The sequence below is a fragment of the Anaerotignum sp. genome, assembly GCF_045122575.1.
Classification (GTDB): domain Bacteria; phylum Bacillota; class Clostridia; order Lachnospirales; family Anaerotignaceae; genus Anaerotignum_A.
Genome location: NZ_JBGVHV010000111.1, coordinates 1 through 13,092, shown reverse-complemented (window position 1 = coordinate 13,092; position 13,092 = coordinate 1). Strand labels below are relative to the sequence as shown.

At 45.7% G+C, this 13,092-nt stretch carries 11 protein-coding genes; 1 reads left to right on the top strand and 10 read right to left on the bottom strand.

The window, feature by feature from the left end; all coding sequences use genetic code 11:
• From ACJMLT_RS05435 to tgt, 5 genes are all read right to left on the bottom strand, one after another.
• The coding region (locus ACJMLT_RS05435) for a DUF2130 domain-containing protein (protein WP_405727756.1) at positions 1 to 682 on the bottom strand (682 nt) is incomplete at its 3' end.
• A 94-nt stretch (positions 683 to 776) separates the two neighbouring features.
• Positions 777 to 1,367, bottom strand: coding sequence for an FMN-dependent NADH-azoreductase (locus ACJMLT_RS05430; protein WP_405727753.1), 591 nt, complete (start codon positions 1,365 to 1,367; stop codon positions 777 to 779).
• 119 nt (positions 1,368 to 1,486) lie between these two features.
• On the bottom strand, positions 1,487 to 2,410 hold the full coding sequence (locus tag ACJMLT_RS05425) for an alpha/beta fold hydrolase (RefSeq protein ID WP_405727750.1): 924 nt from the start codon (positions 2,408 to 2,410) through the stop codon (positions 1,487 to 1,489).
• A 68-nt stretch (positions 2,411 to 2,478) separates the two neighbouring features.
• Complete coding sequence (gene yajC / locus ACJMLT_RS05420) at positions 2,479 to 2,916, bottom strand: preprotein translocase subunit YajC (protein WP_405727747.1); 438 nt, start codon at positions 2,914 to 2,916, stop codon at positions 2,479 to 2,481.
• Between the two features lie 92 nt (positions 2,917 to 3,008).
• Complete coding sequence (gene tgt / locus ACJMLT_RS05415; RefSeq protein WP_405727744.1) at positions 3,009 to 4,145, bottom strand: tRNA guanosine(34) transglycosylase Tgt; 1,137 nt, start codon at positions 4,143 to 4,145, stop codon at positions 3,009 to 3,011.
• A 151-nt stretch (positions 4,146 to 4,296) separates the two neighbouring features.
• On the opposite strand from tgt, the gene ACJMLT_RS05410 reads away from it, so the two are divergent.
• Positions 4,297 to 5,451 (top strand): THUMP domain-containing class I SAM-dependent RNA methyltransferase, encoded by a 1,155-nt coding sequence (locus tag ACJMLT_RS05410; RefSeq protein WP_405727759.1) that lies wholly within the window; start codon positions 4,297 to 4,299, stop codon positions 5,449 to 5,451.
• Positions 5,452 to 5,491: 40 nt separating this feature from the next.
• On the opposite strand, the gene ACJMLT_RS05405 is transcribed toward ACJMLT_RS05410, so the two are convergent.
• From ACJMLT_RS05405 to ACJMLT_RS05385, 5 genes are all read right to left on the bottom strand, one after another.
• Positions 5,492 to 7,060: a D-alanyl-D-alanine carboxypeptidase family protein gene (locus tag ACJMLT_RS05405; protein ID WP_405727741.1), complete on the bottom strand. Its 1,569-nt coding sequence runs from the start codon at positions 7,058 to 7,060 to the stop codon at positions 5,492 to 5,494.
• Between the two features lie 47 nt (positions 7,061 to 7,107).
• Positions 7,108 to 8,046 carry a tRNA (adenosine(37)-N6)-dimethylallyltransferase MiaA gene (gene miaA / locus ACJMLT_RS05400; RefSeq protein WP_405727738.1) on the bottom strand — a complete coding sequence of 313 codons (939 nt, stop codon included), beginning with the start codon at positions 8,044 to 8,046 and terminating at the stop codon, positions 7,108 to 7,110.
• 12 nt (positions 8,047 to 8,058) lie between these two features.
• Complete coding sequence (gene mutL, locus ACJMLT_RS05395; protein ID WP_405727735.1) at positions 8,059 to 10,077, bottom strand: DNA mismatch repair endonuclease MutL; 2,019 nt, start codon at positions 10,075 to 10,077, stop codon at positions 8,059 to 8,061.
• A 22-nt stretch (positions 10,078 to 10,099) separates the two neighbouring features.
• Positions 10,100 to 12,721, bottom strand: coding sequence for a DNA mismatch repair protein MutS (gene mutS / locus ACJMLT_RS05390; protein ID WP_405727732.1), 2,622 nt, complete (start codon positions 12,719 to 12,721; stop codon positions 10,100 to 10,102).
• A 127-nt stretch (positions 12,722 to 12,848) separates the two neighbouring features.
• The coding region (locus ACJMLT_RS05385; RefSeq protein ID WP_405727729.1) for a YlbF family regulator at positions 12,849 to 13,092 on the bottom strand (244 nt) is incomplete at its 5' end.

Sequence of the window (13,092 nt, the reverse complement as noted above, 5' to 3'; positions counted from 1 at the left end):
CATTTTTCATTTCAAACATAATGGAAATGAATTCGGTGCCGTCTTCGCTGCTTTCTCGAAAGATAAAATCCCCTTTACTGCCGGTTCTGGCATCATTATCCTTTTCAAAATAAGCATTTGGAAAAGCCGTCATGCGCAAAGAATTAAACTGTGCAAGGCAATGCTGTTCCAGACTTTCACCAATCATTTTTGTAGATTGACGGGCTTTGAAATCCTTATAGTATTCAATTTGTTCATCTTTTAACTTCAATTTGACTTCATACTGCTCTTTCATGGATTTTTCATTTAAAAGGTTTTCTGTTTCTTTATTTTTCAGTTCCCCTTTCAAATTTGCAATTTCCGAATTTTTTTGAGCAAGTTCATCATTTTTCGCTACCACCGCTTCAGACACAGCCAGTTTTTTTACCGACTCAGCAGCATCTAATTTTGCCTGCAATTCAATGATCAACTGATCTTTCGCCGAAATCTCCGCATCTTTTTTTGCAATCATTTCAGCATGTTCTTTTTCATCCTGTAAACGAAGCAGTTTAAGTTCTTGTTTCTGCTTTACTTCCGATTCTTTTTCACGACGATCAAGTTCTTTTGTAAACTCCTGATCCCGCACCTGACGAACGATCTTTTCATATCCGGTTTCATTTACCTGAAACACTTCACCGCAATTCGGACATTTGATTTCCGGCACGAAACATCACTCCTTCTTTTTTTCTATTTATCTTTCCAAATCAGTTTCTCTTTCTAACAAAAAACGGCGGATAGACCGCCGATTTTCAATTCCATCAAAATGTTTTCGCTACTTCTGTTGCTTTCGCCTTTGCTTTTTCCATCAGTTCTTCCACAGGCCATACCCCGATATCCAAACCTTCTGCCGCAACACAGTCATATTTTTCGATACCGAAAAATCCTGCCATCTGTTCCAGATATGAAGAACCCTGTTCCAGAGGAGAATCTGTATAAATTGCCCCTCTTGCAGTCAAATATACCATATGATTTGCCTTGCAAAGGCCATGAAGCCCATGCTCATCCGTATGGAAGGTAATGCTGTCCACGCAAAGATTTTCAATATAAACCTTCAGCAGTGCAGGAAAACTCAGATCCCAAAAAGGGGCTGCAATCACGATCTTATCTGCCGCCGCAAACTGATGGGCATAGCGGAAACGGGGATGTTCCAGGTTTCCTTCTGCCAACAGTCGTTCTCTCTGCAGGAAGAAGCCTTCAGAAAAATAGGATAGATTTTCATCCATCAGGCACAGAGTTTCCACCTCATATTCTCCTGTTTTCTGCAGTTCCGCGATAAAATGATCTGCCAGTTCTTTGGAACGGGAATGTTCTCTGCGAATACAGCAATCTACAAATAACACTTTTTTCATTGAGATCTCTCCTTACCTTTTCCATCCATACCAATAGAAGTTTATCCTGCGTTCAGTATAGCATAAAACACAGAAATCTTCAAATCATCCACTGCAGTTCTTCCTGCAGAAATGTCCTTTTATATATGGAATTCCAGCCATTCCAGCACATCCTGAAAAACTTCTTCCCGATTCTCTTCATTGACCAGTTCATGTCTTGCTTCAGGATAAAGGATACATTCCACATCCTGCATGCCAGAAGCAGAAAAGGCATTGACTGCTTTTTTTACACCTTTGCCAAAATCACCTACCGGATCCATTTCCCCAGAAATAAAAAGGATCGGAAGATCTTCGTCCATCTTCTGCAGCAATTGCTGATCCTGCGCCAGATACATGGAACGGAACAGGGCGCGATAGCCGTTCAGCGTAAACAGAAAACCGCATTTCGGATCATCTACATACTTCTCAACAGATTCCCTGTCTCTGGAAAGCCAGTCTTTTGGCGTGCTCGCAGGTTCAAAAGCTTTATTGATAGAGCCGAAAGCAAGTTTTGTTACAAAAACACTGCGGAATCTGTCTCCTTTCAGCAAAGAAAGCAGTTTTACAGCCAGCAAGCCGCCCTGCAGTACGGGTGCAGGTTTCCATCCTGTGCCACAGATGACTGCACCATCGATCTCATTGGGATACATGCAGAGGTATCTTCTGGCAAAGAAGGAACCCATGCTGTGACCAAAGAGAAAATGAGGAATATTGGGATATTTTTTCTGCAGCAGCAATGTCATTCTATGTAGATCCTGCAGAGCGCAGATATCCCCTTTTTCTTCTGCAAAATAACCCTTCTGCCATTCTTCTGCATAAGAATCGCCATGACCCAGATGGTCATTGCCCGCCACAAGGATGCCGTTGGCATTCAGAAATTCTGCAAAGGCTTCATATCGTTCCACATACTCTACCATGCCGTGAGAAATCTGCAGGATGGCTCTGGGCGCTGTTTCCGGTGCCCATATCACAGCATGCAGTTTTGTTTTTCCATCAGATGAGGGAAAAGAAATGTGCTTTTTCATATATCTGACCTCCCTTTCAAAATATAAAAAAACAGACCCCTGCTCACAGGAATCTGTTTTGATCTGCTTTATTCGCCTTTGCTGAAAAGACCTTTTTTCTTTTTGGGTTCTTCTTCCTGTACTGGTGCTTCCATGGACAGATTCAGTTCTGCTTTACCGAAAACTTCTGTTTTCGCAACAGGAACGCGAACACCTCTGTTCATGCCGAATTCAATGATCCATGCATCGTATGTTTCATCTACAACTTTGCCGTAGAAACCACTGTTTGTAATAACAGAATCACCAACAACGATCGCATTTCTCAGTTCAGCCAGTTTCTTTTCCTTTTTCTGTGTAGGTCTTACAGACAGGAAGTACATGATCACCAGCAGAACTACGCAGTAAACAACGATCAGCATTACAGGATGTTCTGTACCCCATGTGCCAAAAAGGCCAGTTTTCTGTGTTGTCTGTGCTGCTGCTTCACCTGTAGGTGCAATTACTGTGTCAAGTAAAAAAGGTACCATTGATCTCTCTCCTAACTTTTTTCGAGTTTATTTTTGTTTCACTAATAGATAATTATATATATTTTTTTATTTTCCGTCAAGTATTGCAGATTTTATTTCCCACCAGCGCGCTTGAAATTTTCCAGTTTCTGCTTTTTATATTCGTGGAAACGGTCTTCCTCAATAGCCTGTCTGATTTCTTCCATCAGACTGTTGAAGAAGTACAGATTATGCATCACGCAAAGACGCATTGCCAGCATTTCCTTTGCCTTGAACAGATGGCGGATATAGGCTTTTGTATATCTTCTGCAGGCAGGGCAATTACAGGTTTCATCGATGGGTGTTTCGTCTTTTTCAAACTTTGCATTCAGCAGGTTCAGTTTGCCGAAATTGGTATAAACATGGGCATGACGGCCGTTTCTTGCAGGCAGAACGCAGTCAAAGAAGTCTACCCCTCTTTCTACCGCTTCCAGAATATTTTCAGGTGTACCTACCCCCATCAGATATGTGGGCTTGTCTACAGGCAAATAAGGCACAACATCCTCCAGCACCTGGTACATTTCTGCATGGCTTTCGCCAACGGCCAGGCCACCGACCGCATAACCGTCCAGATCCATGTCTGTGATCACTTTTGCGTGTTCAATACGAATATCTTTATAAGTTGCACCCTGATTGATCCCGAACAGCATCTGCTGTTTATTGATGGTATCCTCCAGAGAGTTCAGACGTTTCATTTCTTTCTGGCAGCGTTCCAGCCAGCGTGTGGTTCTGGCAACAGAAGCCTCTACATAAGGTCTTTCCGCGGGCAGACCGATGCATTCGTCAAAGGCCATGGCAATGGTAGAACCCAGATTAGACTGGATCTGCATGCTTTCTTCGGGGCCCATGAAAATCTTTCTGCCATCGATATGAGAACTGAAATATACGCCTTCTTCTTTGATCTTTCTCAGCAGACCCAGAGAGAATACCTGAAAACCGCCGGAGTCTGTCAGAATAGGTTTATCCCAAACGATAAATTTATGCAGACCGCCCATTTCCTTGATCAGTTTATCACCGGGGCGCAGATGCAGGTGATAGGTGTTGGAAAGTTCCACCTGACATTTCAGCTGTTCCAGATCTTCTGTAGAAACAGCACCTTTGATGGCGCCTGCTGTACCAACGTTCATAAATACAGGCGTCTGGATGACCCCATGGGGTGTATGAAATTCGGCACGTTTCGCCATGCCGCATCTTTTCAATACTTTATACATATGCTTCCTCACTTTATCATTATATTTTAATCTGTTCTATGATACCTTTTTTTCAGCTTTTCTTCAAGGGGTTCTTCCTTTTTTGCGGAAAAAATGATAAACTATTGAATTAGCAAAGGTTCTATCATTTGAACAAAAGACAGGAGAAAAAATTATGAGTATAGATTTGATCGCAACGACCACCTTCGGTCTGGAGGCTGTTGTAAAAAGAGAGTGTCAGGCACTCGGTTTTCAGAATATCAGAACAAGCGACGGCAAAGTAGAATTCACAGGGGATGAATCCGATATCGTAAAAGCAAACCTGTGGCTGCGCTGTGCCGGTCGTGTCTGGGTAAAAATGGGCACTTTCAAGGCTGTAACCTTTACCGAGCTGTTTGACCAGACAAAGGAACTGCCCTGGGGTGACTGGATCCCCGAAGACGGTAAGTTTACCGTTGTCGGCAAATCCGTAAAATCCACGCTGTTCAGCGTTCCCGACTGTCAGGCTATCGTAAAAAAAGCAGTTGTTGAAAAACTGAAAGACAAATATAAAACAGATTGGTTCGATGAAACAGGCGCTTCCTACACCATTCAGGTAAGTATTCTGAAGGATGTTGTCACACTGGCCATCGATACCAGCGGCAGCGGTCTGCACATGCGCGGTTACCGTGCTTCTGCCATGGATGCCCCTCTGAAAGAATCTCTGGCTTCTGCCATGATCCAGCTGAGCTATTGGAGAAAAGACCGCATCCTGCTGGATCCCTTCTGTGGTTCCGGCACCATCCCCATTGAAGCGGCCATGCTGGCAAGAAACATTGCCCCCGGCCTGAACAGAAAATTCGCTTCCGAAGAATGGGAACGCATCGGCAAAGATCTCTGGAAACAGGCAAGAAAAGAAGCATATCAGGCCATCGACTACGATGTGATGCCTGAAATTTACGGCAGTGATATCGACCCCGATGCCATCGAACTGGCAAAAGCCAATGCAGAACTGGCCGGTGTAGATGACTGCATCACCTTCGAAGTAAAACCCTCTCAAGAGGTAACATTACCCGGGAAATACGGCGTGCTGATCTCTAACCCTCCTTACGGGGAACGTATCGGTGAACTGAAGGAAGTAGAAAATATGTACCGCGCTTTGGGCGCCACCATGAAAACAGACACCACATGGTCTGCTTATGTCATCACTTCCATGGAATATTTCGAATCTCTTTACGGCAGAAAAGCTGACAGAAAAAGAAAACTGTTCAATGGCCGTATCAAGACTGATTATTACCAGTACGAAGGCCCCCGCCCTCCCAGAAAAGAGAAAAAAGAAGAACAATAATAAAAAGGAGTCTCATCAGAGACTCCTTTCTTTTATTTTCTTAAAATCTTCTTCTGCGGCGAGTTCTTCTCTTTCTGCCATTCAGATTCATGGTCAGCCCTGCATTTCTGCGGGAAGGTGCGCCAAAACCTAAGCCGCCTCTATGTCTGTTTCTGCGGCCGCCGATCAGTTTCAGGATCAGAAGCACCACAGCAACCACAACAACGATACCGACTACAGTCAGGATCCCTTTCAGAGTGAAAATACTGCCAAGCAGATGACCGATGGTACTGAAAATATTCCCTTTTGCCACATCTCTACCGGCATAAACAGGCGCTTCCAGAACAACTTTACCATCTACTTTATAAGAAGCCGTACCCACTTCTGCCCCTTTTTCGATGGGTGCCCGCAGGGAAACGTTACCTTCTTTATCTGTTTCTGCATAAGTGTCATTGTATTCTACAGATACTTCCAGTTTATCCGCCGCATCTGCAGGCAGATATGTCACCAGAGGTTCTCCGGGAACCACAGCCAGCGTATCGCCCTGAGATTTCTTATGTTTTGTCAGCGCCACTTCTGCAACTGCTTCATCCGCACCGGCTACTTTTGCTTCCACATAGCCATTGAAACCGTATTCAAAGAGGTTCTTCGCATCCAGCCAACGGTTGGGATCTTCAGAATGGAAAATAACGGCAATCAGATTCATACCGTCCTTTTTCGCTGCTGCTGTCACACAATCGCCCGCTTCATCTGTAAACCCTGTTTTGATCCCGGAAGCATAACCGTAGTTATATTCCCCGTCCATGATCAGCAGGTTATGGCTGCGCCATGCGTAGTCCTGTGTTTTTACGGATGTGTCCGTTGCAAACATACCGTCTGCGCCATTGCCGGAAAAGCCTTTTTCATTGGCGATCTCTTCCAGTGTTTTGTTTTCCATAAAAGCTCTGGAGATCAATGCCATGTCTTTGGCTGTTGTATAATGGGTTTCTGCATGATATCCATGGGCATTGGAAAAATGGCTGTTTCTTGCTCCCAGTTCCGCTGCCTTTTTATTCATCAGGTCTGTAAAGATCGCTTCACACTGGCTGAAACTGAGATTTTCATCATTTTCCGCACGTCTGGCTACTGCTGCCGCAACCACATTGGCAGAGTCATTCCCGGAAGGGATGATCAGACCGCGAATGGCATTTTTCATGGTCAGTGTTTCTCCTACCACATGACCCGCTTTACTGGAATCCAGAGAAACCTCATTGATCTCCGAACCAACCTTGATCAGTTCTTCAGGCTTGAAATAATCCAGCGCCACCAGTGCAGTCAGCACTTTTGTCATGCTGGCAGGATACATTTTCTGGTCTGCATGTTTTTCATACAGGATCGTACCTGTAGATTTTTCGATCAGGATCGCTGCAGAAGCCGTTACCTCCGGTGCGTCCTCTGCCATGACCCATGCTTTCTGCAGCAGTTCTTTCTCTGCAGGTTTTTCTTTCTTTTTGCTGCCTTCGGCATCAGCAGCATTGCTTTCTACAGCAGCCTGCTGCTGTTCTGTTTTGTCCTTGCCGCAGCCCACAGCGCTGAATGTAAACATGGCTGCCAAAAACAAGGCAATATATTTTGCGAAAGATCTTTTCAATTTCGAAACATTCCTTTCTGCTTTTTTCTTCTTACATCTTCTCTTTTTTACAGGATGTTCCGCTGTTTCAGATAAGACAGCACATCCTCCATCACTTTTTCGCCCGTTGCTTTGTCCATATCGACCCAAAGGCCTTCGATCTGACGGCGGAACCATGTCAGCTGACGTTTCGCAAAGCGGCGAGTATTTGTTTTCAGCTGTGTTACTGCTTCTTCCAGCGTACATTCTCCGTTGAAATAAGGCACAAATTCCTTATACCCGATCCCTTGCATGGAAACCAGATCGGGGGAATAGCCTTTTTCCAGCAGCCCCTTTACTTCTTCCAGCAGTCCCTGTTCCATCATCAGGTCGATGCGCAGTTCGATCCGCTCGTAAAGTTTTTCTCTGTCCATATTCAGAATGATCACAGCTGCATTGTAGGGCGTTTCCTTTTCCTTTTGTTCCGCGTTATGCTCGGAAAATTTCTGCCCTGTCAGATAATGATATTCCAAAGCGCGGGTCACACGCTTCACATTATTTGCATGCATGATTTCCGCGTAAGCAGGATCGACTTCCTTCAGTCGTTCAAACAACACTTCAGGCCCCTGCTCCTGTGCCAGTCTGTAGCATTCCTCACGATAGGAAGTATCATTTTCCGTCTCCGTAAAGTCATTATCATACAGGAGGGCATTGATATAAAAACCGGTACCGCCCACAAGGATCGGCACTTTCCCCTTCGCCCAGATCTCTTCCATATAGGCTTTGGCTTTCTGCTGAAAGATCATTACGTTATATTCCTCGTCGGGATCAAATACATCAATGAGATAATGAGGCACGCCATCGGCTTCCTCCGGCGTTACCTTTGCCGTTCCAATATCCATATAGCGATATACCTGCATGGAGTCTGCAGAAATGATCTCCCCGCCGATCTTTTTTGCCAGCTGGATGGAAAATCCTGTTTTGCCGCAGGCGGTAGGCCCGCCAATGACGATCAAAGGTTTTTTCATATAGTCACCTACTTAGTTCTGGATCCGTTTAAACATTTTTTCCATTTCGTATTTTGTCAGTTCCACAATAGTCGGTCTGCCATGGGGACAGGTAAAGGGATGTTCCAGTTTCAGAAGCTGATGGATCAGCGCTTCCGCTTCCCGAACACTCAGCACATCATGCCCTTTAACCGCCGCTTTGCAGGCCATCGTAGCAACTGCCAGTATTTTCGTATCATAAACATTTCCGATACGTTCTTCCGCCAGTCTGTCCAGAATATCTGTGAAAAATCCCATTCCTGTCGGATTCTGCAGCAGATAAGGAGTGGAACGCAGGGCATATCTGCCGCCAAAGTCTTCCAGTTCAAAGCCGAAGCTTTCCAGAAGTTCTTTGTTGTTTCGCAGCACTTCCGTTTCCATGGGTGTCAGATTCAGCATCAAAGGTGTCAGTATCCGCTGAGAAATGACTTTTTCCTCCTTGAACTTGTTCATCAGTTCTTCATAAAGGATTCGTTCGTGGGCTGCATGCTGATCGATGAGATACAGACATTCTCCCTGTTCCACGATCCAATAGGTGCGAAATACCTGACCGATGATTTTATAATCATGGAAGAAAGGTTTCTTTTCTTCCTGCTTTTCCTCTTTCGGCAGCGTAATCTCCACCTGTCCGGGCGGTTCTGTTTTCACAGGTTCTGCTTTCGGCAGTTCTGTTTTTGCTGTTTCCTGCTTCACAGGCTCTTTTTTCAGATAAGGTACCGCTTTCTGCTCCACGCTGAACCCGGAGGGCTTTCGTTTCAGCAGTTCATCCACACTTCTGCCGCCTGTCATAGCTGTCGGTCTTGTTTCCAGCGGCTTCTCCATCTTTGGAATATCCAGCTGCGCCTTTTCTTCCTTAGAAAGGATCACCGCTTCCATCTTCGGTCTTTCTGTCGGCTTTTCTGTTGGCATCATTGCTGCTTTCTCAGGCATCTCTGCTTTCTTTGGTGTTTCCATCAAAGTCTGCTGTTCCGGCTGAGGCTGTTTTTCCTTTGGCTTTTTCTCCAGAACAGCCTTCGGGATCAGCACCGTTTCCTGCAACGCCTTAGAAACTGCGTTATAGAAAAATTCATATACTTCATCATCATTTTTGAAGCGGACTTCCAGCTTGGCAGGATGTACATTCACATCTACCAGTGCAGGCTCCACTTCCAGATTTAACACAAACACGGGAAATTTTCCAATGATGAGTTTTGTTTTATAGGCATCCTCTACCGCGGAAGAAACCACCGCATTTTTGATGAATCTGCCGTTGATAAAGAGATTTTCATAGTTGCGGTTTGCTCTGCAAAGCTCAGGTCTGCCAATCAGACCACTTACCGCATATTCTCCTTTTTTGTAGGAGATAGGCAGCATATTGTTTGCCGCATCCTTGCCGTAAACATAGAATACCGCCGTTTTGGGGTCATTGTTGCCTGCCGTATGCAGAACCGTATTGCCGTTATTGATATATTGAATGGCCACTTCAGGATGCCCCAATGCAATCTTATTGATTAAATCGGAGACATAGCCACTTTCTGTAGCCGGTTTTTTCAGGAATTTTCTGCGGGCAGGCACATTATAAAACAGGTTTTTTACCGTAATGGAAGTACCCTCTCTGCAGGCTGCATCCTCCATCGCTTCGATCTCTCCCGCACTGATGAGAATACGGGTACCCGTTTCCTCATCCCTTGTTTTGGTCAGCATTTCTACCTGTGCCACCGCCGCGATGGATGCCAGAGCTTCCCCGCGAAACCCCAGCGTAAAAATATGTTCCAGATCTTCGATCTGGGTCATCTTACTGGTGGCATGACGCAGGAATGCAGATTTCACCTGCTCCTTGGGAATACCGCTGCCGTTGTCAGAAATACGGATATAGGAAATACCGCCGTCCTTGATTTCCACAGTGATACTGCTTGCGCCGGCATCGATGGCATTTTCCGTCAGTTCCTTCACAACAGATTTTGGAGATTCTACAACTTCCCCTGCCGCTATTTTATTGATGGTTTTGGAGTCCAGCAGTCTGATTTTCTGCATGATGCTCCTCCTTCCTCAAAACTTACATCCCCTTTGCCTTTTTCTGCAGTTCAAAAAGTGTCTGCAGGGCTTCGATGGGAGTCATGGCCATCACATCCAGTTTACAGAGTTCATCTGCCAGCTGGGTTTCGGCCATATTGAACATATCTATCTGTTTCACTGTTTCCTCCTGCTGTTCCTTGGATTCCACAGCGATCTTTTTCGCTTTTTTCGTAATATCCGCTGCGTTCAACTGCTTTAAAATCTGACCGCTGCGGCGGATCACTTTATTGGGCAGGCCTGCCAGTCTGGCTACCTGCACACCATAGCTATGGTCTGCACCGCCCCGCTGGATTTTTCTGAGGAAAATAATATCTTCCCCCTGCTCCTGCACGGCGATACAGTAGTTTTTCACACCGGAAAGCTTGCCTTCCAGTTCGCTCAGTTCATGGTAATGGGTCGCAAATAAAGTTTTTGCTCCGATCTGTTTGGTGTCCGCAATATATTCCAGCACTGCCCACGCAATAGACAGACCATCGAAGGTGCTGGTACCGCGGCCGATCTCATCCAGGATCAGCAGACTTTTGCTGGTAGCATTATTCAGGATATTCGCCACTTCTGTCATTTCCACCATGAAGGTACTCTGGCCTGCACTCAGGTCATCGGATGCACCGACACGGGTGAAAATACGGTCTACGATACCGATATGGGCTTCCTCCGCAGGAACAAAGCTGCCGATCTGCGCCATCAGAACGATCAGGGCTGTCTGACGCATATAGGTAGACTTACCCGCCATATTGGGGCCTGTAATGATGGCCAGTCTGGTATCATTTTCATCCAGATATGTATCATTGGGAATGAACTGTCCCTGCATCATCTTTTCTACAACAGGATGTCTGCCGCCTTTGATATTGATCACATCGCCATCATCCACAACAGGCTTCACATAGTTCATGCTCTGTGCAACTTCCCCCAGAGACTGCAGACAGTCGATTACGGAAACAATATAGGCACAGAACTGGATACGTTCCACTTCCGCCGCCACGGCATTTCTGATTTCACAGAACATGTCGTATTCCATAGTGGTGATCTTATCATCCGCCCCCAGAATGATTTCTTCCAGTTCTTTCAGTTCCGGAGTAATGAAGCGTTCTGCATTTGCCAGTGTCTGCTTGCGGATATATGTTTCAGGCACCATTTCCAGATTGGATCTGGTGATTTCAATATAGTAGTCAAAAACCTTATTGTATCTTACCTTCAGGTTTTTGATACCTGTTCTTTCTTTTTCCTTTTCTTCCAGTTCCTTGATCCATGTGGTACCGTTTTCCTTGGCTTTCACATAAGTATCCAGCTCCTCATTGAAGCCCTCCCGGATCATACCGCCTTCTCTGACAGAGAAGGGAGGATCTTCCACAATAGCACAGGAAATCAGCTCATGGATATTTTCCAGAGGATCCAGCTGGTCATGGAGTTCCGTCAGATAAGGACTTTCACATCTGGAAAGGATCTCTTTCATCAGAGGTAGATTTTCGATGGAGTTTTTCAGTGCCGCCAGATCTCTGGCATTGGCATTCTGATATACCACACGGGACATGATACGTTCAAAATCGTACATAGAACGGAGAATATCCTTGATCTCTTCCCGCAGGAAAAGATCATCATATAATTCCTCTACCCCATCCAGACGCTTATTGATCTCTTCTTGGGAAAGCAGGGGCTGTTCCACCCATTTGCGCAGCAGTCTTGCCCCCATGGCCGTCTGAGTTTTATCCAGAACACTCAGCAAAGAACCTTTTTTGTTCTTTTCCCGCATGGTTTCTGTCAATTCCAGATTTCTGCGGCTGGAAACATCCAGCAGCATGAAGTCGCCTGTTGTATAGTATTTCAGACTGGAAATATGGCTCAGATCATTTTTCTGAGTCTCATTCAGATACCACATCAATGCACCAGAAGCCGCCGTTGCCAGCAGTTTCTTTTTCAGCCCAAAGCCTTCCAGTGTCTTTACCTTGAAATGCTTCAATAGTGCATCCTTCGCCGTATTGTAATCATACATGCGGCTGTCAATATCGTTAAGGAACAGGCGGAATCTCTGCTCGATCTCCTTCGCCAGAGGGCTTCCCAGAAACTCCCCGTTGCAGATCAGTTCTGCAGGAGAAAAACGAGCCGTTTCATCCAGAATTTTTGCCGCCGCCTGTACACTGCCGAACTCCGTTGTCTGGAATTCGCCTGTAGTCACGTCGCAGACTGCAATGCCGTAACCGCTGTTGCTGCTGTAAACGGAGAGGATATAGTTATTCTTTGTTTCATCCAGAACGGTGTTATCTACGACCGTACCGGGAGTGATCACACGGACAACATCACGCTTCACCAGACCCTTTGCCGCCTTGGGATCTTCGACCTGTTCACAGATGGCAACCTTATAGCCTCTTTCCACCAGGCGGGCAATATAGCCATCGGCGGAATGGAACGGCACGCCGCACATCGGGGCTCTTTCTTCCTGTCCCCAATCCTTCCCCGTCAGGGTGATCTCCAGTTCTTTGGATGCAATGACAGCATCTTCAAAGAACATCTCATAAAAATCCCCCAAACGGAAAAAGAGCAGGCAATGCTTATAGTTTTCTTTGATTTCAAAGTATTGCTGCATCATGGGTGTGATCTTCGCCATGGATGTCCTTCCTCCTTCTCCTTTTTTAGCAAGCATACCCGAACCCCTGAAAAGGAGTTCGGGTAATCCAATTACTGTTTATTCATCTATTGAACCTCACCAAAAACCTGTTTTTGGTGAAATCTGATTAGTGGCAGCCGCCGCCGCAGGAAGAGCAGCAGCTGGGATCGCAGCCGCCAGCCTGTTCAGGTTCTTCACCTGTCAGTGTTGCTGTGATAATGTTGAATACAGCGTTCATGAAGTTGTTGAAGTTCTGTTCTGCAACATACAGGTCGGAAGCCAGTTTGTTTGTTCTGATTGCTTCGCCCATTTCTTTCATTTTTTCGTTGTATGCTCTCTGTTCTTCAATTTCGATACCGCCCTGCTGCATT

Bases quoted from the DNA above. Each gene is read 5' to 3' on its own strand.
- ACJMLT_RS05425 (WP_405727750.1), bottom strand. From the start codon at position 2,410: ATGAAAAAGCACATTTCTTTTCCCTCATCTGATGGAAAAACAAAACTG.
- mutS (WP_405727732.1), bottom strand. From the start codon at position 12,721: ATGGCGAAGATCACACCCATGATGCAGCAATACTTTGAAATCAAAGAA.
- miaA (WP_405727738.1), bottom strand. From the start codon at position 8,046: ATGAAAAAACCTTTGATCGTCATTGGCGGGCCTACCGCCTGCGGCAAA.
- ACJMLT_RS05430 (WP_405727753.1), bottom strand. From the start codon at position 1,367: ATGAAAAAAGTGTTATTTGTAGATTGCTGTATTCGCAGAGAACATTCC.
- yajC (WP_405727747.1), bottom strand. From the start codon at position 2,916: ATGGTACCTTTTTTACTTGACACAGTAATTGCACCTACAGGTGAAGCA.
- tgt (WP_405727744.1), bottom strand. From the start codon at position 4,145: ATGTATAAAGTATTGAAAAGATGCGGCATGGCGAAACGTGCCGAATTT.
- mutL (WP_405727735.1), bottom strand. From the start codon at position 10,077: ATGCAGAAAATCAGACTGCTGGACTCCAAAACCATCAATAAAATAGCG.